13 protein-coding genes are annotated in these 20,843 nt (G+C 68.2%); 7 read left to right on the plus strand and 6 right to left on the minus strand.

What is annotated here, in order from left to right:
* The first annotated feature begins 1 nt into the window (after position 1).
* The 7 genes from FHD63_RS13650 to FHD63_RS13680 all read left to right on the plus strand — a co-directional run bounded on the left by FHD63_RS13650 (position 2) and on the right by FHD63_RS13680 (position 11,456).
* The gene (locus FHD63_RS13650) at positions 2-1,255 is read left to right on the plus strand and encodes a glycosyltransferase family 4 protein (RefSeq protein WP_139722499.1); all 1,254 of its coding nucleotides are present in this window, start codon (positions 2-4) and stop codon (positions 1,253-1,255) included.
* Positions 1,252-2,991: a glycosyltransferase family 4 protein gene (locus FHD63_RS13655; RefSeq protein WP_139722500.1), complete on the plus strand. Its 1,740-nt coding sequence runs from the start codon at positions 1,252-1,254 to the stop codon at positions 2,989-2,991. The genes FHD63_RS13650 and FHD63_RS13655 overlap by 4 nt, the downstream gene beginning before the upstream one ends.
* Complete coding sequence (locus tag FHD63_RS13660; protein WP_139722501.1) at positions 2,988-3,848, plus strand: ABC transporter permease; 861 nt, start codon at positions 2,988-2,990, stop codon at positions 3,846-3,848. The genes FHD63_RS13655 and FHD63_RS13660 overlap by 4 nt, the downstream gene beginning before the upstream one ends.
* Positions 3,835-4,716 carry an ABC transporter ATP-binding protein gene (locus FHD63_RS13665; RefSeq protein WP_139722502.1) on the plus strand — a complete coding sequence of 294 codons (882 nt, stop codon included), beginning with the start codon at positions 3,835-3,837 and terminating at the stop codon, positions 4,714-4,716. The genes FHD63_RS13660 and FHD63_RS13665 overlap by 14 nt, the downstream gene beginning before the upstream one ends.
* Entirely contained in the window at positions 4,713-5,864 is a 1,152-nt protein-coding gene (wecB, locus tag FHD63_RS13670) for a non-hydrolyzing UDP-N-acetylglucosamine 2-epimerase (protein ID WP_139722503.1), read from the plus strand. The genes FHD63_RS13665 and wecB overlap by 4 nt, the downstream gene beginning before the upstream one ends.
* A gap of 4 nt (positions 5,865-5,868) precedes the next feature.
* A complete protein-coding gene (locus tag FHD63_RS13675) occupies positions 5,869-6,615 on the plus strand; it encodes a DUF6270 domain-containing protein (RefSeq protein ID WP_139722504.1) in 747 nt (248 codons plus the stop codon).
* A 62-nt stretch (positions 6,616-6,677) separates the two neighbouring features.
* Positions 6,678-11,456, plus strand: a complete 4,779-nt coding sequence (locus tag FHD63_RS13680) for a glycosyltransferase (RefSeq protein WP_139722505.1) — start codon at positions 6,678-6,680, stop codon at positions 11,454-11,456.
* Here FHD63_RS13680 and FHD63_RS13685 read toward each other — a convergent pair.
* The 6 genes from FHD63_RS13685 to wecC all read right to left on the minus strand — a co-directional run bounded on the left by FHD63_RS13685 (position 11,446) and on the right by wecC (position 20,798).
* Positions 11,446-11,844 (minus strand): hypothetical protein, encoded by a 399-nt coding sequence (locus FHD63_RS13685; protein WP_139722506.1) that lies wholly within the window; start codon positions 11,842-11,844, stop codon positions 11,446-11,448. The two genes, FHD63_RS13680 and FHD63_RS13685, sit on opposite strands and share 11 nt — an antisense overlap.
* 142 nt (positions 11,845-11,986) lie before the next feature.
* Positions 11,987-13,702 carry a DUF6270 domain-containing protein gene (locus FHD63_RS13690; RefSeq protein WP_139722507.1) on the minus strand — a complete coding sequence of 572 codons (1,716 nt, stop codon included), beginning with the start codon at positions 13,700-13,702 and terminating at the stop codon, positions 11,987-11,989.
* Positions 13,699-15,534, minus strand: a complete 1,836-nt coding sequence (locus tag FHD63_RS13695; protein ID WP_139722508.1) for a hypothetical protein — start codon at positions 15,532-15,534, stop codon at positions 13,699-13,701. Before FHD63_RS13695 ends, FHD63_RS13690 begins: the two co-directional genes overlap by 4 nt.
* Before the next feature lie 42 nt (positions 15,535-15,576).
* Positions 15,577-17,325, minus strand: a complete 1,749-nt coding sequence (locus FHD63_RS13700) for a heparinase II/III domain-containing protein (protein WP_139722509.1) — start codon at positions 17,323-17,325, stop codon at positions 15,577-15,579.
* Positions 17,326-17,334: 9 nt separating this feature from the next.
* On the minus strand, positions 17,335-19,449 hold the full coding sequence (locus FHD63_RS13705; protein ID WP_139722510.1) for a glycosyltransferase family 4 protein: 2,115 nt from the start codon (positions 19,447-19,449) through the stop codon (positions 17,335-17,337).
* A gap of 107 nt (positions 19,450-19,556) precedes the next feature.
* Positions 19,557-20,798 carry a UDP-N-acetyl-D-mannosamine dehydrogenase gene (gene wecC / locus FHD63_RS13710; RefSeq protein ID WP_139722511.1) on the minus strand — a complete coding sequence of 414 codons (1,242 nt, stop codon included), beginning with the start codon at positions 20,796-20,798 and terminating at the stop codon, positions 19,557-19,559.
* Between the last annotated feature and the right edge of the window lie 45 nt (positions 20,799-20,843).

Consider the following 20,843-nt stretch of genomic DNA (forward strand, 5'->3'; position numbering starts at 1 on the left):
CATGAGGATCCTGCTGCTCAGCCACTACTACGCCCCCGAGACGGGACCGCCGCAGCTGCGGTGGTCCGCCCTGGTCAGGGACCTGGTGGCGGCGGGGCACGAGGTCCACGTGGTGGCACCGGCACCGCACTACCCGACGGGGCGCCTGCTGAGCGGCGAGGACCCGGCACAGGTGGGCCACGCCCATCCTGGCCAGCACGGCGAGACCGTGCACCGGGTCCGCTTCCGGCCCTCGACGGGCAGCGCGCGCTCGTTGCTGCTCGACCAAATCGTGTCGGCCGCGGACACGGTGCGCACGGCCTGGCGACGTCGTCGCGAGCTGCGCCCCGAGGTCGTGGTCGCCACGGTCCCGGGTCTGCCGACGGCTCTCGCCGGACGTGCCGTCGCCACTCTGCTCCGAGCCCCCCTGGTGCTGGAGATGCGCGACGCCTGGCCGGACATCCTCGGGGGCGCCGCCTCTGGTGACTGCGGACCTGGCCGGGCCGCGGTACGCGCCGTCCTGGTGCGGGCGGTGTGGGCCGGCGTCACCTGGCTGCAGCGGTCCGCCGACCTCGTGGTCACGACCACCGACAGCTTCGCCGCCACGCTGCGGCGACGGCGTGTGGCGCGGGTCGTGACCGTCCGCAACGCCCACCACGGCCTGGCGGACCCACCCCCGTCGACCCTCACACCGCGCCCCGGCGGCCCGCTGCGCGTCGTCTACGTCGGCACGGTGGGCCGGGCCCAGGGACTCGAGACAGCCGTGAGGGCCGCGCAGCTCGCCCGCCAGGGCGGGGTGGACGTCAGACTGCGCGTGGTGGGCACCGGGGCCAGGCTGGCCCCCGTGCGCAGCCTCGCGCGCGAGCTGCAGGCACCCGTGGAGTTCGTCGGACCGGTGACGCGCGACCAGGTCACGCAGCACTACGACTGGTGCGACACCTTCCTCGTGTGCCTGCGCGACTGGCCGGGGCTCGCCAGCACGGTGCCGTCCAAGCTCTACGAAGCCCTGGCCCTCGGGCTGCACGTGTCCGCGTCCGCCACCGGCGAGACGGCCGCGATCATCCGCGAGACCGGGGCGGGCTTCGCGACCGCGCCCGGCGATGCGCAGGCCCTCGCCCGTGCCTGGGGGGCGCTCGCCGAGACGGGACCGCAGCAGGACATTGCGCGGATGAGCAGCTGGGTGGACGGGCACGCGAGCGAGTCCGGTGCGGCCGAGGTCTTGCTGGCTGCCCTGGCCGACCTGGCCGACTCAGGCCACGAGAGGGTCGGGGTATGACGCCCGCCCGCCCCTGGCGGCGCGCCCGGCACCTGGGGGCAGCGGGGGTCACCGTGCTCGCGATGGCCGTCGACGACCCGGCGTGGCTCACCGTGCAGGCAGGTCGTCGAGCTCCGCGGCGGCTGCGGGAACTGGTCGGCCGCCTGGCCACGCGGACCGACAGGGCGTCTGCCGCAGCCGTGTGGGGGGAGCTCATGCTCGACCGGCCCGAGCAGGCCCGTGAGCGACTGTCCCGACAGCACCGGGCCGGAGCCTTCTCCCGGGCCCTCGCCGTGCATGCAGGGACCCGGCCCGAGGGTCCGCGCGCCGACGGAGCGCGAGCCCGCTGGGCCTGGCTGGTGGGTGACCTCGAGGAGGTCGAGACACTCCTCGCCGACGGCCAGGTGCCGCGCCGCCTGCGGGAGAAGCTGGCCGGGGACGTCGAGGCCCTGAGGCCTGGTCGTCGGCCCACCCCCGCCGTACCCCCACGCGACTGGCGACCTGAGCCCTCTCGACCCCGGGTGGTGCACGCGCTGACCAACTCCCTCCCCTGGACACGCTCGGGCTACACCCTGCGCACCCACGCGGTCCTGCGCGCACAGCAGCAGGCCGGGATCGAGGTCGCCGCGCTGACGCGACCGGCATACCCCGTCTCCATCGGCCGGGTGCTCACCGCGGACGTCGACGTGGTGGAGGGCGTGCCCTACCACCGCTGCGTCCCGACCGTCCTGGCCCGCGGGGAGGCCGGCCGGATCGACCGGTGGGCGGCCGACCTCGCCCGCCTCGCCCGCGCCCACCGCGCCACCCACCTGCACTCGACCACGCACTACCCGAACGCGCTGGCGGCACAGGCCGCGGCCCGCGCGCTCGACCTCCCCTGGGTGCACGAGGTGCGCGGGCAGCTGGAGCGCACCTGGGCCTCGGCACGCCGGCGCGCCGGTGACCCTTCGCCCTATGCGAGCAGCCGGTACGTCGCCTGGCGTGCCCGGGAGGCCGAGCTGGCTGCCCGGGCGGACCACGTGGTCACCCTCAGCGAGACGATGCGGGCGGACCTCGTCGGACGAGGCGTCGACCCACGGCGGGTGAGCGTCGTCCCCAACGGCATCGACGCCTCGCTCCTGCGGCGCGACATCACCCCCGAGCGGGCCCGGGCCGCGTTGGGACTCCCCGACGCGGGGCTCTGGTTGGGCGCCGTGTCGTCGGTCGTGCACTACGAGGGACTGACCGACCTGGTCGAGGCGGTCGCGCTGCTCCGTGCGCAGGGCGCGGACGTGCGTGGCGTGGTCGTCGGTGACGGCGTGGCGTGGCCCGGGCTCAGGCGTCGGGTCGCCGACCTCGGGCTCGACGAGACCTTCCTCCTCCCGGGGCGCCTGGACCGCCACGACGCCCTCCAGTGGCTCGACGCCCTCGACGTCGTGGTCGTGCCCCGGGAGGACCACGAGGTCACCCGCCTGGTGCCCCCGCTCAAGCTGGTCGAGGCCATGGGGGTCGGCCGCCCGGTCGTCGCCTCCGACCTCCCACCCCTGGCCGAGATCGTCGCCCCCGGTGAGACCGGCCTGCTCACGCCGCCGCAGGACCCGGCGGCCCTGGCTGCTGCCGTCGGCTCGCTGCTCGACGACGCCGACCGCCGTGACGACCTGGCCGCTCGGGCCCGCACCTTCGCGGCCGGACGGACCTGGGACGGGCTGGCCGTGACATACCGGCGGGCCTATGAGATGTCGGGCGCGGACCGCGCACCGTGGACAATGGGCCTATGACCCCCGAGACGACCGCGCGCCGCTCCGGCGCGCCGCCGTGGCGGGTGATGGGCGAGCGCCCGACGCTCCCGAGCTACGTACGTCGGCTGTGGCGGCGACGGCACTTCATCGGCGCCGAGGCCAGGGCCAAGGCCTTCTCGGGCAACCGCGACATGCTCTTGGGCAACCTGTGGCTCATCGGCGTGCCCATCCTGCAGGGACTCGCGTATTACCTCATCTTCGGGCTCATCCTCAACACCTCGCGGGGCATCGAGAACTTCACCGGGTTCCTGCTCATCGGCGTGTTCCTCTTCCGGTTCACTACCACGAGCATGCAGCAGGGCATCGCCGTCATGTCGCAGAGCCGGGGCATGACCGGTGCCTTCTCGTTTCCGCGTGCAGCCGTGCCACTCTCGGTGCTGCTGCGCGAGGCGCTCTCGATGCTGCCCGTGCTCGCCACGCTGGTGCTCCTGCTCCTCACCGTCCCACCCGGCACCCAGGTCACCTGGACGTGGGCGCTCTTCCCCCTGGTCTTCGGGCTGCAGGTGCTCTTCAACGCGGGCATCGTGATGTACACCGCCCGGCTCGGGTCCGCGCTTCCGGACCTCCGGCACGTCGTGGCCTTCCTTGCACGGCTGTGGTTCTACATGTCTGGGGTCTTCTTCTCCCTCGACCGCTTCGTCTCCGAGGGTGTCTGGCTCTCCGTGCTGCAGGCCAACCCCCTCTACATGGTGCTCGACATGTCCCGCGACCTCTTGCTCTACGGCACCGTCCCGGACGCACAGAGCTGGATGTTCCTGTCCCTGTGGGCCGTCATCACGCCGCTCTTCGGCTTCTGGTACTTCTGGCAGGGGGAGGAGACCTATGGACAGCACTGACGGAGAACCGACCGTGGTCGTCGACCACGTCAGCCGCACCTTCGACGTGGCTGTGAGCCGGCCGGCCGGGCGCGGTGTACGGGGCAAGGTGGCCAGGGTCGTCCGGGGCGGCACGACGGTGACCGTGCATGCCCTGCGCTCAGTGTCCTTCGTGGCCCACGCCGGTGAGACGATCGGCATCGTGGGGACGAACGGGTCCGGCAAGAGCACCTTGCTGCGGATGATCGCAGGTCTGGACTCCCCTAGCCACGGGCGCGTGCTGGCCCGGTCGCAGCCGATGCTGCTGGGGGTCTCCGCTGCCCTCCAACCGGAGCTGTCGGGTGCCGAGAACGCCCGCCTGGGACTGCTCGCCCTCGGGTTCACCCCTGGACAGGTCGTGACCACCCTGCCCCGGGTCTTCGAGATCGCAGGTATCGGAGACGCCGTCTACCGCCCGATGAACACCTACTCCTCCGGGATGGGTGCACGGCTCAGGTTTGCCATCGCGGCGGCAGCTGAGCCGGAGATCCTGCTGCTGGACGAGGTCCTGTCCACGGGTGACGCCGCCTCGGCGCAGCGGGCCGAGGCGCGGATGAGCGAGATCCGGGCACGCGCCGGCACGGTCTTCCTGGTGTCGCACGCGGCGCAGACCATCGAGGAGATGTGCACGCGAGCCCTGTGGATCCACGAGGGCACGCTCATCCAGGACGGGGAGGCGAGCGCCACCGCCCGCGCCTACCGTTGGTGGGCGTGGAACGTCGCCAAGGGCGAGCACGAGACCGCAGCCGACCTGCTGCGGGACACGACCGAGGCCCGCCGGGGCGTGGACGAGTCCGCGTCCGAGGCGGCCGCAGTGATCACCACCATGGGAAGGCTGACCCACGCATGACTCCGCACCGCCGAGTGATGACCGTCTACGGCACCCGACCGGAGGCCATCAAGGTGGCTCCCGTGATCCGTGCTGTCGAGGCCAGCGACCTGCTGGAGTCGATCACGGTCGTCACCGGGCAGCACCGCGAGATGCTGGACCAGGTCAACGAGATCTTCGGGATCACACCGGACTTCGACCTCGACGTCTTCGCGCACGGTCAGGCTCTGAACGTGCTGATGGCCAAGGTCTTCGAGCGCCTCGACCCGGTGCTCTCGGAGGTAGCCCCCGACGCGCTGCTGGTCCAGGGCGACACCTCCACCGTCGCGGCCGCGTCCATCGCGGCCTTCTACCGCCAGATCCCGGTGGTGCACCTCGAGGCCGGTCTGCGCAGCGGCGACATCCATTCTCCCTTCCCCGAGGAGGCGAACCGCAAGATCACCTCACAGGTCACCACCCTGCATCTGGCGCCGACGCCGACCTCGAAGGCCAACCTGGTGCGTGAGTCCATCGACCCCGCCACCATCGCCGTCACGGGCAACACCGTCATCGACGCCCTGCTCCACACGGTCGAGGAGCAGATCCCCTTCTCCGACCCGGTTCTCGATGAGATCCACGGCGGTGAGGGGCGGCTGTTGCTGGTGACCACTCACCGGCGGGAGAACTGGGGCGGCGCCATGGAGGGGGTCGGTCGCGCCCTGCGTCGCCTGGCCGAGCGCTACCCGGACCTCACCATCCTGCTACCCGCGCACCGGAACCCCATCGTCAGGGAGGCTGTGCTGCCCCAGGTGGAGGGGTGTGGCAACGTCCGGGTCACCGAGCCCATGGCCTACGGCGAGTTCACCCGCATGATGGACCGTGCGACGGTCGTGCTGACCGACTCGGGCGGGGTGCAGGAAGAGGCACCGTCGCTGGGCAAGCCGGTCCTCGTCATGCGGGAGAACACCGAGCGGCCAGAGGCCGTCGACGCCGGCACGGTCCGCCTCATCGGCACCGACGAGGAACGCATCGTCCGCGAGGTCACCACCCTCCTCGACGACGACGCGGCCTACGCGGGTATGGCCAACGCGGTCAACCCTTACGGTGATGGACGCGCGGCCGAGCGCAGCGTCGCAGCCCTTCACGAGCTGCTCGGCGTGGGGCGGCGACGCCCCGACTTCGCTGGATAGGTCCGTGATCCGCACCTTCATCTACGGCAGTTGTGTGTCGCGAGACACCTTCGAGTTCCTGCGGCAGCACGGCTTCGAACTGTCCGCGTATGTGGCGCGTCAGTCGCTGCTCAGCGCCTACAGCCGGGTGGATGAGGAGAGGCTCCCCCGCTTTGAGACCAGTTCGTCCTTTCAACGCCGCATGATCGAGGGCGACTGGACGAGCTCACTCCCCAGAGCCCTGGCCCGGCTCAGAGGACGAGTCGACCTCGTGCTGTGGGACCTCTGCGACGAGCGCCTCGGCGTGCGCCGATTGGCCAGCGGCCACTACGTGACTCGCTCGGTCGATACGATTGCCACCGGCCTCGACGCACAGTTGCACGAGCAGGGCGCTGAGCTCGTGACCTTCGGCAGCCCGCAGCACCGGCGGCACTTCACCGCTCGGCTCCGCCGCTTCCGGCAGCGCCTGGACGAGCTCGAGCTTCTGGACCGCACCTTGGTCCTGGCCCCGGCCTGGGCGAGTCGATGTGGCGACGGCACACCCACACCGTCCTCATTCGGCCTCTCGGCCAAGGACGCCAACCCCCTCTTCGCCGACTACCACCAAGAGGTGGAAGAGATCGTCGGGACGCCGATTATCCGCGTGGGCGAGGACCTGGTCGAGGCAGCAGCTCACCACCGCTGGGGCAAGGCACCTTTTCACTACTCCGACGACGTGTACATCCGTCTGGCCGATGAGATCAGCCGCCACGCGACAGCCGCCGACGCCTGACCTGCCACCGCCCTGCGTCTAGGCTTGCCGGGTGCCGAACCCCAACAGTCAGGATCCCCACCGTGCACCGTGACGAAGGACGGGACCCCGCACTGCTCGAGCAACAGCTCTCTGCGGACTTCGTCAGCGATCCTGCAGCGAGCTACCGGAAGTACCGCGGCATGGCGGCGCGCGTGAAGCAGGTGCGTCGCGAGCTCGACGCTCTGCGCCGCGAGCAGACCAAGCGATCCGGCGAGACGGGCCGCCTGCAACGTCAGCACCGCAGCCTTGAGGAGCGCAACGCTCGGCTCCAGGAGCACAACGACCGCCTGCGTGACCGCATCGCCGTGCTGGGCGACCGCGAGGAGCGCTTCCAGTCGCGTATCGAGCGGCTGGAGCAGCAGAATGCCGCACTCAAGGACCGTGCCGAGCGCTGGAAGGGTCGGGCGACCGTGCTGCAGGAGCGGATGAGCCGGCTGCCAGAGCAGGGCGAGGACGGCTCCCCGAGCCTGGCCGACCTGACCAGGGCCAAGGAGCGCCTGGCTGAGGCCAAGCAGAGAGTGGCCGACATGGAGGAGGAGCTGGCTCAGCTCAGAGGAGGGCGCACTTCTCTGGCCGGCGCCCTCGTCACCGGTTCGGTCCAGACGGGCACGGCCGCTGCACCTGAGACCGAGGCAGGGCAGGTTCGTCACGAGGCAGGTGACCCTGACCCTGCTGCGGAGGTTTCGGACGACGATCTCCGGAAGCAGGAGCCCGAGGGGGACGAGACGACCGCTGACGCCGGGACAGCTGCTGTCGCGGCGGCCTCGTCCGTCGACCTCGGTCCCCCGCAGACGGCTGAGCAGGCGCCCCCCTCCGCGAAGCGGCCGTTGGCGGAGCTGCACACCTTCGACGAGCTCTACCACCAGATGGCTCAGGAACCCACTCTGGAGGTGCTGCACGGCGCGCTGCTGCGCGCGTGGTACCACGATGGGGAGGTGGCCCGAGCGCTGCACCTGCTGGCGGAGCACCCCGACCTTGCGGAGCAGCTCAACCGCCCTGGCCGTCTGGTGGCCGAACGCATTCGGGGCTTCGACCGGCTGGCGTCTCGCGCTGCCCGGTGGATCCCCCCGCGGTCCTCCGGCCCGGCCTACGTGCCCGAGCGTGACCGAGTCCTCTACTGCGTCCATTCCACGCCGGTCTACCAGTCCAACGGCTACTCGACCCGGACTCGTGGTGTCGCCCAGGCGATCCGAGCGGCTGGTTCCGAGGTCAGGGTCGTGGGTCGGGCGGGCTATCCCTGGGACGTCCGCGGACTGAAGCATCCTCGCCCCAGGCGGACGGTCAGTACGCTGGACGACGTCGACTACGTGCACCTCCCTGGTCCGAACGAGCACGACGACCCCCTGGACCACATCGTCCTGGAGATGGCAGATGCCTTTGTCAGGGAGGCACGCCTCTACCGTCCGTCCGTCATCCAGGCGGCGTCGAACTACCGCACCGGCCTTGCAGCGCTGATCGCGGGTCGGCGGCTGGGTATCCCAGTGGTGTACGAGGTCCGTGGTCTGTGGGAACTCACAGAGCTGTCGGCCAAACCCACGTGGGGGGGCTCGGAGCGGTTCCACGGGAGCCGGGAGCTGGAAACCCTGGTAGCGCGGGAGAGCGACCACGTCCTCGCCATCACCAGCCAGGTCGCCCAAGAGATGGCCGACCGCGGCGTGCCCACGGGTCACGTGTCGCTGGCCCCCAATGGCGTCGACCCGTCACAGTTCGCTCCGATCTACCGCGACGACCGGGTCTTGGCTGAGGCAGGGGTCCCGCACGACGGAACTCCAGTCATCGGCTTTGCCGGCAGCATGGTCGACTACGAGGGTCTGGACACGCTGCTGCAGGCGTCGCGTCTTCTGGACGAACGCGGAGTCCGTCACACCATCATGCTGGTGGGATCTGGTCCTGCGCAGCCGGGGCTGCGGGCGTATGTCGACGAGCACGGCATGGACCATGTGCTCTTCCTCGGGCGTGTGCCCCAGGAGCGGGTCCCTCGGCTCATGAGCGGCATCGACATCGTGGCCTGTCCACGACACTCGACCCCCGTGACGGAGCTCGTCTCCCCGTTGAAGCCGCTGGAGGCCATGGGGGCTGGGACCGCGGTGGTGCTGTCGGACGTCGCCCCTCACCGCGACCTGGCTGAGGATGGGCGATGCGCTCTCTTCCGGTCTGGGGACGCCGAGGATCTGGCGACCGCCCTGCAGCCGCTGTTGACCGACCCCGACGCAAGGGCCGTCTTGGCCCGACGGGCCCGAGCCTGGGTGACGGAGCAGCGCTCCTGGACGGTCCTCGGGGAGGAGATGGTCCGCGCCCACCGACGGTCGGCCCAGGAGTCCGCTCGACTCGGAGGGGGGCACGACCGGACGCTCAGCGAGCTGCGGGTCGGAATCGTCGCCGACGAGTTCACCAAGACCACCCTCGGAGCGGCCGTGCATCTCGAACCGCTCGGTCGTCGTACGTGGAGACAGCAGCTGGCGGTTTCCGACCTCGACCTGGTCGTCCTGGAGTCGGCGTGGGCCGGCGGGGACGAGTGGCACAGAGGTGTGGGCTACTACTCGGAGGAGGAGAACGCCGACTACCGCGCCCTGGTATCCGAGTGCCGTCGACGAGGCATTCCGACCGTCTTCTGGAACAAGGAGGATCCGGTCCATTTCAATCGCTTCGCCCGTTCCGCGATCCAGTGCGACCACATCTTCACGACCGACGGCGCCACCATCCCGGCCTATCTACAGCGTGCTGTCGGGACCGGGCGCAGCGTGACCGTCTCGACCATGCCCTTCTATGCTGCGCCATCTCTGCACAACCCGCTGCCGGGGCGCCGCGGCTATGCAATGACGACCTGCTACGCAGGCACCTACTACGGCAGCCGATACCCGGAGCGGAGCGAGGCGCTGGCCACCCTGCTCCGCACGGCCAAGCCCTTCGGTCTGACGATCTACGACCGACAGATGGCCGTGCCCGACTCGCCTTACCACTTCCCCGCCGAGTTCAGCGACAACATCGAGGGGGCTCTGCCCTACGAGCACGTGCTGGACTCCTACAAGGCACACGTGGCCAACCTCAACGTCAACTCCGTCACCGAGTCTCCTTCGATGTTCTCCCGGCGGGTGGTCGAGATCGCCGCGTCCGGCGGCGTCGTCCTCAGCGGTCCGGGTCGCGGCGTCACGGAGACGTTCGGCAGCGCGATCGCATGCGCGTCGGACGAGCAGACCTGGCGCGCGTGGTTGCGTTCGTGGACCACGGACCCGCAAGCGCGCCTCGCGGAGGCCTGGCTGCAGATGCGGGCGGTGCTGCGCGCACACACGACCGAGCACGCTCTCACGATCATGGCTCGCACGGCGGGCATCCCCGTGCGAGCGTCAGGGCTACCGTCCTACGTCGCAGAGGTCCCCCATCCCGACCGCGCCACCTTGCGCTCGGTGGTCGACCAGTCGGTCGCCCCGACGGAGCTGCTGCTCGGCGAGGAGGTCCCCCAGGAGTGGCTCGCCGATCTTGCCCCCGGCGTCGCCGTCGCCCGTGTCGGTGCCGATGAGGGGGAGGGAAGTCCGCGAATCACGTTCGACCAACCACGCGACCGGACGTTCGCCGAGGACCTGCTCCACAGCACCCTGTGGGGTGACTGGTCCTGGGTCACAGCCCGGCCGCTGCGACCTGGCGAGAGCGGCGTCCCGTTCGCCCTGCCGACCGAGGAGGAGGGTGGCTCCGCGCACCTGAGCACCTCGGGTTCAGGGACGGGTCTCGTCTTGGTTCGCCCCGACCTCGCCGTCGACACCGAGCCCGGCACGGCCGAGCAACCACAGGAGGCGACGGAGGGGCTCCCGGACCTCAGCGGAGTGCGGCTACTCGTCGCCGGGCACGATCTGAAGTTCGCTCGAGCACTCATGGAGGCGGCAGAGCAGTCTGGCGCCATCCTGGAAGTCGACCCCTGGGATTCGCACACCAGCCACGATGAGCAGCTGTCCCGCGAACTCCTCGATCGGGCCGACGTCGTCTTCTGCGAATGGGGGCTGGGTAACGCGGTGTGGTACTCCCAGCACGTTGCTCCCCACCAGCGGCTCATCGTGCGGGTACATGCACAGGAGCTGCGCCGGCCCTACTTGAGTCGGGTGCGCACCGAGGCGGTTGACCGCTTCATCTTTGTCGGCGAGCTGATCCGCCGCTCGGCCGTCCTGAGTCACCGCGTCCCGGCGGCCAAGAGCGTCGTCATCCCCAACGGCGTGGACGTGACGGCGATGAGACAGCCCAAGGTCGAGGGAGACGTGTCACACAACCTCGGCCTCGTCGGCATCGTGCCGCGGGCGAAGCGCCTCGACCTAGCCCTGGACCTCCTTGAACGTCTGCGGCGAGAAGACCCTGACTACCGGCTCTTCATCAAGGGCAAGACGCCTGAGGACTTCCCCTGGATGAAGCATCGCCCCGACGAGATGGCCTTCTACGAACGGCAGTTCGGGCGGATCGACGAACTGAACCGGGCTGCGCCCGGCACCGTCGTCCTGGACCCGCACGGCGACGACATGCCCGAGTGGTTCCGCAAGATCGGTGTGGCGCTCTCGGTGAGCGACCACGAGTCGTTCCACTTCACGCCCGCCGACGGCGCCGTGTCCGGTGCGCTTCCCGCGGTGCTCGCCTGGCCAGGTGCGGACCTGATCTACCCGAAGACCTGGCTGGCGCACGACCTCGACGAACTCACCGAGCACATACGTACCCGTCAGCCACAGGGCGAGGCCGAAGAGATAACCCGACGCTACGCCTCATCCATCGTGACGAGCACGCTTGTGCACCAGTTGGTGCCCCGTGGGGCAAGTACTGCAACTTCTGCAGGTGCTAGCCCGTGAACTCCGCCGTCAGCGCTTCGATCCGCTCAGGTCGCCCGGCAATGAACCAGGCATCTCCGCGGATGACGTCCTGGCCCTTCTCGAGATAGCCCTCGACGTATCCATCCATGGGCCCGGAATCGGAGAAATAGGCAAGGAGGACCTGGCTGTCGCAGACCCAGACGTCGTGCGTCTCGGCAGTGGTCTCCTCTACCTCCTCACATTCCAGTCCACCCTCCGTGGCCGCCTCGAAGAGGGCCTCAACTCCGCTCATCTGTTTACCGCTCTGCACCTTCAGCTCGCCGGTCTCCGAAGCGCTCTGCGGCACTCCGGTCTCGGTCGGCGTACTCACCGGCCCCTCCGGATCCGATCCACATGCAGCGACGAACAGGCAGAACGTGCCCGCCACGATCGACCGTGGGACGCGTTTCACAACAATCTCCTTGGGTGTCAACGATCTTCCGATTTCCTAGGTGTGCCCGCGCCGGCGGCACCACCGTACTTCAGCGCAGAGAGAACGCAGGCACCCACGGCGGGGATACCTCGAGAGGTCAGCGACCAGAGACCTGTCTCACCCAGTCACGGCTCGGCACACGGGCCCCCCAACGGTCCGCCAACGCCGTCCAGTCCCCTTCGACCTCTGCCACGTCGGACAGGAGGGAGCGCAGGACCGGACCGGGAGGCGGAACGTGGCCACGCCCCCAGTCCCCGAGCAGCACACGGGCCCGATCGTCCCATCCGACCGCGTCGAGCCACGGCACCATCTGGTTGATGACGTGACCGTCCGTACGGTTCTGCAGATAGATGACGAAGTTGTCGAAGCCCGGAGCATAGACCCGCTGCAGGTCGGCTCGTGGATGCTCCTCGAGCGCCGAGCGGCACTCCTCGACCGACGAGGAACCAAAGGCAGCGCGCGCAAAAGCGGCCCAATGAACTTCGGCATAATCGACGATTCGTGTCTGTGGGTTGACAGGAACAGCGAGGGACCCGGGAAACTCGTGGGCAACGTTGAGGGACGCGAAACCGCCGCCGGACATCCCGAAGAAGACCAGGTGCTCCGCGCCGATCCACATCTGAACACGGGTGAGGACTGCGACAAGGACGTCGGTCAAAGGCAACGTCCTGGTCCCGAGGTACCACGCCAGCCCTAGATCAGCCGACGCCAACAGGCCAGGATCAGAGATGAATACCCGGTTGACACCCGAGTTCTCCGACACCGACCGACCGGTGAAGAGAGGGGGGCGCAACCCAGAACCGCCGAGTGCTGCATGAAAGCTGATCAGGGTAGTGGACGCGCCATTATCCTCGATCATGAGGTCGAGCGGGTAACCGCCCTCCCACACCGTGAGAAACCGCGAGACCGGGCCCTCCGTCGGCACCTGTTGCGACCCCGACACGTCTACGAAGACTCCCCACGCGTCCGTTTCGCGGCGACTCATCACGGGCGATGGTTCCCCGTAGACCGAGAACGGCCGCGCGTACGCACGGTCGAGCTCGGACCTGTGGCCTTCAGAGTCCAGCTCTTCGACGCGGGCCACGATGTGCTGCGCGAGGAAGGTATAGGCATCAGCGACGTAATGGAAGGGGCTCGGTCCCCACTGGTGGTCCGCAGGTGTCCGCGCGAGATCTTCCGGGAGGTCGATGCACGTGATCCCCGCGCTCTCGAAGACGGCGAAGTAACGAGCGTACTTCTCATCAGCCTCTGCGGGAGACATCATCCAGGTAGGCACAGCCAGCGGTTCGCCATCGTCGTATCGCGACGCCCACGGAGTCCGTAGGACAACGGTCCGTCGGGCGAGGCCGAGGTCCTTCAGTAGTTCCAGGAACTGCTGGGCCCCGGCACTCCACAGGATGAAATGCTCCTCCGAGCCAAAGGCGAGGTGCGGAAGCTGTGCAGTTGCCTCGCGTCCCCCAGCCTGCCAAAACTCGTTCAGCTTGGTGACGAAAGCACCACCGACATCGATGACACCGCCCCGCTCGTCCACCAGATCCACCAGGAGGAGGTCGACGTCGCCGGAGATCTCCCGCAGCTGCCGAGCCAGGCTGCCCTCGAGGTCACCATGCACCATGTTCCGTTGGAATGCCGACGCGATGGGGGTCAGCTCGCGCTTCAGGTGGCCGGCCTCTGTGAACGCACTGGCCAATGACTGTCGGGCAACGTATTTCCGAAGCTTGAAATTGGCCGGTAGGTACTCAAAGGTGTCGCGACTGACGCAACTGCCATAGATGAACGTGCCAACCTGCGCGAGCTCGGTGTCCGGGTTCACGAGGGCACCGCGATCTCGATAGATTTCACGTCCGACGGACGATCCCCGAGCCAGTCACCACTCAGCATGTACTGAGCAGAGAAGAGCGCCCACGCGAGGGGGGCTCGGTATCGCCGACCGCGAAGCATGGCCGCCACTGCCTCACGATCGACCACGTCGAAGATCATGCTCTGCGGACTCGACATGAGGTACTCCAAGAAGAACTCGCTGAGCCCCGGGGTAAAGGCCGACCGCCAGTTGAAGGACGCCCTGGGCTGGTCATGAGCGGTGTACGGGGCCCGATTCTCCCAGGTCGCCGGTTTGTAGCTCGGGAGAGGCCCTTCTGTCTCGAAGGCCCACCGGTCACGGAAGAACGGCAGGTCGACGACCTGAGGCGCCAGATTCGTCATCACCGCATGGGCCATCTGTTCCCCGAGGAGCGCTGATGAGGGGAGCGAACGTAGCGCCCTCACCATCTGATTGTTGATGAGGAGGGTGGTGTGCGAATTGACGACCGACTCACCGTGACGCATGGTGGCCAGCCAGCGTCCCGTCCGGTGGGAGACGTATCCATCGAACAGGGCACGTGCTGGATCTTCGATCGCGCCCGACCATACGCTGCGGACATCCGCCTCCACCGCCTCGACCGCCAACGGCGTCAGGACGTCTTCGTTGTTGAACCAGGTCTTGCGCAGAATCGCGACCGCACGATCTGTTCTCGGCACCTCATCGTTCAGATATCTGGCGAAGCCCCCACGAACGATCTCACCGCCCTGACCACCGAGGTTCGCCCTGTCGGTGATGGGCACATGCAGGGTCGACGGCATCGGAAGGGCCGTAAAGGCATTGCCCATTCCCCCTGTGGAGCGCAGCGTCGCCCAGGCTTGTTCCTCGGGGCGCCCCACGACGACTGCACCACCTGAGGCTCCCCGCTGCACCGGAGGGTTCACCAACCGGTGCGACACCCCCAGTGCTGCGGTGACTTCTCTCCCGACGACCCCTTCACCGCTCTCGGGGAGCCCGTTGGTGTAGGTGCTGAAGTCGACACCTGCGGCGTGCAGGGCCGCCACGACGAGTCTGCTGTCCTTACCGCCGGTAATGGCGGCGACCACGTCACCGGCCCCCCGGGTCAGGACGCGCGCATAGTCCACGAGACCTTCCGCGATCTGCTCGGCCACCCCGGAGAGGTCGTCCTCGCTCCGTATGTCGGGTTCGTCCTGAATGATCCTGAAGTCTGACCTCGGGTCCGAACAGAACTGCGCCGCTGCGGGCACCACAGCAACACCCGCAAATGGCAGCGATTCGGCGAAGGGCAGCCCGTGCATGAGAAATCCCGCGATTCCCAACCGACTGTAGACAGGGTGCTGTCCGTGGCGGATCAGGCTCAAGACGGCCGCCGAATTGCTCAGGATGACGACATCTTCGGTCTCGGTCCAGTACAGGCCCTCGGACCGGTGCTGGTTCGTGATACCCACGAGAGTGGAAGCCGACGCACCCACGAGTCCGAAACTGCCCATCCCGGACCACGCGGTCTCCGGCGGCAGGGACTCTGCGGAGGTGGCGCCGAGAGCGCCGAGCAGATGGGACCCGACTATTCCCGACCACGCCCACGCGCGGTTCTTGTTGCCCATCCACCCTAGGCGTTCGGGCGAGGTCGTCGGCTCGTTGGATCGGAACAACATGGCCACGCGCCCGCCACCCGGAACCCACCGAAGATCTTGGGTTGTGTTCACAGCAGGCCACGGCTGAACGCGGTCAAGCGCCACGTTGGCGTTGCCGACCCGCTGCCGCAGCACCGAACGGTCAGCAAGAGGCACGGTGTTCTTCGTGCGTATGGCCACGAACAGGCGCACAGGTTGCCTCCAAGGATGATGCGAGACGGCAGACCTCGCAGCCTACTTCACAGCACAATCGGCGCCATTCTGGTTCGCTTTCCAGTCAGCGAGCTCGCCACCACCCTCGCCGAAGGTGGCTACGTAGATGTCTTCGCCGCGACAGATTCGGAAGACATCGGATGCGTCCTGGTCAGTGACCGGCGCGATCGAGAGGGGCTCCTCAGACCGACGGAAGGTCATCGCCACCGTCAGTTCTCCCCTGCACCCGGCCGCCCTCGCTTCCACGGTCCTCGTGGGCACGATCGTGCGCCACCGTGAGGAGAACCAGCCCTGTATCGGACGAGATGTCCCTTTCGTCACCCTGACTTCACCCTGACCCGACACCCACGCCAGGCGCAGTGCATTACCATCCCCCCGAACGAAGACTGAATCCTGTTCGGTGCGGTGTCCGGCTCGTGGGTCGAGGTGCCACCACTGGCTCACAGCGACCTCGGCGCCCGCATCGAACCGGTCCCTGATCACGATCAGACCTCGATCCAGGCACACGATCACCTCGCGGGTGAGGATGACCCCGTCGTAGCCGACGTCCTCGAACCGGAAGAACTCGTTCGTCTTCCCCAGCCGGGACTCCACCAGGCCCACCGCCGCCGTTCGGTCGTACTCGTGGCCCGCGACGGACAAGGAGTTGTGCGCCTCCCGACTCAACAGGTGCGCCCGATAGGGGTCGGTAGCGTCGTAGGCGTACTTCCCCGAGTCGACCAGGAGCTGGCCCCCGTCCGCGTACAGCGTGAGCGCCATTCCGTCAGCGTGGCCATGTATGCGGTCCTGGGGGCCGTAGCGCAATGAGTAGAACGCCGTGTCAGCGAACGGAGTGTCCTCATCTCCCCAGCTCGACCTTCCGAAGACGTAGCCAGATTCATAGATGCGCACCCGCTCACCGGGTGCTACGCCGACAGCGCCGGAACTGCTGACGTAGTCGACGGCCGGGTGCCCTAGCGCTCTTGGGCTGAACTCTTCAGTGTCGCCGATGAGCTCGTACCGCCCATCCGGCCGGGTGGCGTGCGCCATCCCCACCGGTGCGAGCAGGATGCGATCGAACTCCGTCGGCGCCTCACCGGCAATGACCTCGATCCGCCGCCGCAGTAGACGCCACCACGTGTAGTTGATCTGGTGGTACTGCAGCGCCCCCTCCTCGTTGATCCCTTCGTCGTCATAGCTCATGCGCAACATGTCGACCGATCGCTCGACCGCGAGATCCACCCACGCGGGCCGCTGAAGCACCGCACCCAGCACCAGGAGGCCTTGATGCTGTTGCAGGGCGTGGTTGCCGGACCGGATGTGGGTCGGATCCGCCAGCCACTCACCATGCTCAACCAGTGAGTCGAGCACCTCGGGGAGGTGATCAGGACGAAGATCCTGCAGGACAGGCAGGGCGAAGCAGAGCGTCAGAGCTCGCGCGGCCTCGACCATGTCCGCCCACGAGTATCGCGCTCGCCCACGACCAGGTGGGTTGGATCGGATCCAGGAACCTGCGATGTCGAGCCACGTGTCGATCAACCCATCTTCGCCGGCAGCCGCCTGCCGGCGCAGGGGATCCAACCACCGCAGCATGTGGTACTGCGCGACCCAGTTCGGCTCGCGGAAGGGGTCCTCGCGCCACGTGAGGTTCGCCGGCATCCGCCAAACGGCATGGGGCGCGAGCTCGAGTCTGCGTTGAGCCAACGCACGTGCCTTGGCGGCGTCTGCTGCAGTCGGGTCGAACGGTGCGCCGAATGCCAGATTCGTCGCCATGTCGCGCGAGAACTCCATGTCAGCGGGTTACCGTCCGTGCGCAGGGTCAGCAGTGCGAGATCCGCCCAGCTCCTCGTAGACCTCGCTTACGAGTGGTGCCAGCGCGCGCCAGTCCCGGTGCTGCCGCACCCATCCCAGTCCTTCGTCCGCCAACTGTTCGCGCAGACCCGGGTCATCGACCAGGGATCGCAGGGCGTGCGTCAGCGAGTCGGCGTCCCCCTTGCGATGGACCAGGCCGGTGCGACCGTCATCGACGATCTCCGTCAGCGCTGCGACGTCGGACACGACGACCGACTTGCCCATGGCCATCGCCTCGAAAGGTTTGAGCGGTGACACCATCTCGCAGACGGGAAGCGGCATACGTGGGAAGGGGGCGATGTCGATGACGGAGTAGTAGTCCTCCACCTGCTCGTGCGGCACCCGGCCGGTGAAGATCACCGTGTCTGCGAGACCCTCGCGCTCCACCCGCTCCTGATACTCGCTCAGCTCTGCACCGTCCCCCACGAGGAGGAAGCCGACGTCCCGCCGTTCTGAGCGCAGTGTCGCGGCCGCGTCGATCAGGAGGTCGATGCCCTCGTAGTTGAGGATCGAACCGACGTAGCCGATGACGGTCCGACCAGCGAGGCCCAGCTCGGCCGCCAGGGCCTCGTTGCGGCTGCGTGGCACGAACCGGGTGGTGTCGACACCATTCGGGACCAGAACGATCTTGTCCTCGTCGACACCCCGACGGACCAGTTCGTCGCGCAGTGCTCCGGTGATCGCGAGCACGCGGGTCGCCTGCCTCGCGGCATCGGTCTCCATCCGGGACATGAAGCGGAACATGTCACTGTCGGCGAGCTCAGGGTTGCGGGAGGCGCGGGTGACCTCCCACAGGCCACGGACCTCGTAGACGCTGGGCAGACCGAGTGCGTGGGCGGCCTCGACCACGCTCAACCCGTTCCAGTGGTTGGATGCGGCGTGCAGCACGAATGGCCGCTGCTGCTCGGCGAGCTCCGTCAGAGAGGCCGCATACCGCGAGACGTAGCGCTGCAGCGGGTTCTTCGGCTCCAGGATCTGACTGTCGCTGAGCCTCAGGTAGTCGACGCCGTCCACGTGGACGGCGCTCTCCTTCGTGTCCTGGAACCCTGGCATGTCCTGGGGATAGCCGAGCCGCGTCACACCGGTGACGTCCCAGCCGTGCGCACGCAGCGACGAGAGCAGACCTTGGGTTCGCGTGGCGTAACCCGCGGAGTGGTGCGGAAGCGAGTTGTGGACGCAGTAGAGGGCGCGGCCCCTGTCGGTCGGGTATGCCGTCTCCGTCCGCGGGACCCGGAATGGGTAGCCCTCACGAATCAGCTCCAGACGGGAGAGCATCGGCCCTTCAGTCAGGCGCAGCAGCTTGGTCCTGGCCCAGGCATCGTCAGGTCGCGCCCGCCGGTAGTGCTGCAGGTAGTCCACCGCCACCTCCGGCGACCGCTCCCGCAGCTCGCGGCGCAACGTCGCCCGTAGCGCTCGCGCCGGGATCTCCTTCGGTCCGGACGCCTCGAGCTCGGCCAGCGCCTCCCGGTGCTCGCCGCGACCCAGGTGCACCAGGAGACGAGCCCTCCGGTCGAGCGAGTCGTCGCCCGAGGCCGTCCAGTGCTCGGCGTCGTTGACGGCGTACGTCGCGGCCAGGACGGCAACAGGGTCTTCGCTGGCGGCCAGCGCGTTCAGAGAGGTCGCCACGGCGTGGCCGACGTCGTCCTGGGTGAGGGCCGGTAGCAGGAACGCAAGGGCGTCCGCGTCCACCGCGCCGCGGGCCGGGAGCCGGCGAGCCAACGCGGTCAGCACGGCCACCCTCCCCTCAGTGACACCGGTCGTGGTGTGATCGAGATCGAGGAAGAACTCCAGGGCGTCCAGGTTGGTCGGGTCGAGCTCGAGGGAGTCCCGGAGGGCATGGTGGGCGGCCATCCGGTGACCCAGCTGGAGCATTCGCGTGCCATACGCGAAGCACAGCCACGTGTCGGGTCCGTGCTGCAGCCGTGCCTGACGCAGGGTCTCGAGTGACTCCGCCTTGTTCCCAGCGTTCCAATGCTCGGTCGCCCGCTCACGCGCGCGGGCTCTGGAGGCGGCGGGACCGGAGCTGACGGGCTCCGCAGGTGCTTCAGCCCCGGCGGAGGACACGAGCCGAGCCGACAGCTGGCGGCGTACCCGAGCCCGGGCCGTCCAGTAGCCAACCTTGGCCCGGCGCAGGCTCCGGTCCCAGACGCTCGCTACGGACGGCCCGAGGGTCAACGCCAGACCCCCCTGGTGTCGATGACCTTGGTGCCGTCCAGCCGGGAGCGGTCCATGGCCTTGAACTCGCGGTGGTCGACGAGCAGGAGGATGACGTCTGCTTGCATGACTGCCTCGTCGAGGGATGAGAGAGCGACATTCTCGATGGCGTTGATCGAAGAAGGCAGTTCGGTCACGTTGGGCTCTACTGCCAGGACTCTTCCGCCGGGAAGCTCCGCCGCGATGCGCTTGGTGATGTCCAGCGCGGGGGACTCACGCATGTCGTCGATGTCTGGCTTGAAGGCCAAACCCAGCGCGGCGACGACCGGCTCGTCGACGCCCTCCACCGCGGCCAGGACCTTGCCCAGCACGTACCCCGGCTTGGAGTCGTTCACCTCCCGGGCCGTGCGGATCAGTCTCGCCTGCTCGGGCACGGCCGAGACGATGAACCAGGGGTCGACGGCGATGCAGTGACCACCTACTCCCGGGCCAGGCTGCAGGATGTTGACACGAGGGTGCTTGTTGGCCAGTCCAATGAGCTCGAAGACATCGATGCCCAGACGCTCGGCGATGATCGACAACTCGTTTGCGAAAGCGATGTTCACGTCTCGGAAGGCGTTCTCGGTGAGCTTGGCCATCTCGGCGGTGGTGGCATCCGTGACGAAGATGTCCGCGGTGCAGAAGATGGCATAGATCTCTCGGGCACGCTCGGCCGCTCGAAGGGTCAGACCGCCCACGATCCGGTCGTTCGCCACCAGCTCGATCATCACCCGTCCCGGGAGAACGCGCTCCGGGCAGTGAGCGATGTCGACGGTCTTGTCGTCCTGCTCGGCGGAGAGGTTCAGTTCCGGTCGGGCCTCCAGCACGCGACGGCCGACATGCTCGGTCGCTCCTGGAGGGCTGGTGGACTCCAGGATGATCAGTTCTCCACCCTCGAGATGGGGAATGATGGCGTCGGTCGCCGCATCGATGTAACTCAGGTCGGCCTGATACCCCTCGGTGAAGGGCGTGGGGACGGCGATGATGTAGACATCTGCCTTGGGCGTATCTTTCCGTGCGCTCAGCAGCCCCCGCGACACCGCCCCCGCGACGTGTATGCCGAGATCCGGTTCGACGAAGGGCACCTCCCCGCGGTTGACGGCATCGACGTGCCGATCGTTGACGTCCACACCGACGACCTTGACGCCATTGCTGGCCAGGATCGCCGCCGTGGGCAGTCCGATATAGCCCAGCCCGACGACTGCAACGCTCTGCTGCATATCCCTGTCTCTCACGTGTCCCACATTCTTTGACGTTCTTTCGCG

Origin of the sequence: Serinicoccus chungangensis (genome assembly GCF_006337125.1) — a bacterium.
In the GTDB taxonomy this organism is placed as follows: domain Bacteria; phylum Actinomycetota; class Actinomycetes; order Actinomycetales; family Dermatophilaceae; genus Ornithinicoccus; species Ornithinicoccus chungangensis.

Bases quoted from the DNA above. Each gene is read 5' to 3' on its own strand.
- FHD63_RS13650 (WP_139722499.1), top strand. From the start codon at position 2: ATGAGGATCCTGCTGCTCAGCCACTACTACGCCCCCGAGACGGGACCG.
- FHD63_RS13655 (WP_139722500.1), top strand. From the start codon at position 1,252: ATGACGCCCGCCCGCCCCTGGCGGCGCGCCCGGCACCTGGGGGCAGCG.
- FHD63_RS13660 (WP_139722501.1), top strand. From the start codon at position 2,988: ATGACCCCCGAGACGACCGCGCGCCGCTCCGGCGCGCCGCCGTGGCGG.
- FHD63_RS13665 (WP_139722502.1), top strand. From the start codon at position 3,835: ATGGACAGCACTGACGGAGAACCGACCGTGGTCGTCGACCACGTCAGC.
- wecB (WP_139722503.1), top strand. From the start codon at position 4,713: ATGACTCCGCACCGCCGAGTGATGACCGTCTACGGCACCCGACCGGAG.
- FHD63_RS13700 (WP_139722509.1), bottom strand. From the start codon at position 17,325: ATGGAGTTCTCGCGCGACATGGCGACGAATCTGGCATTCGGCGCACCG.
- wecC (WP_139722511.1), bottom strand. From the start codon at position 20,798: ATGCAGCAGAGCGTTGCAGTCGTCGGGCTGGGCTATATCGGACTGCCC.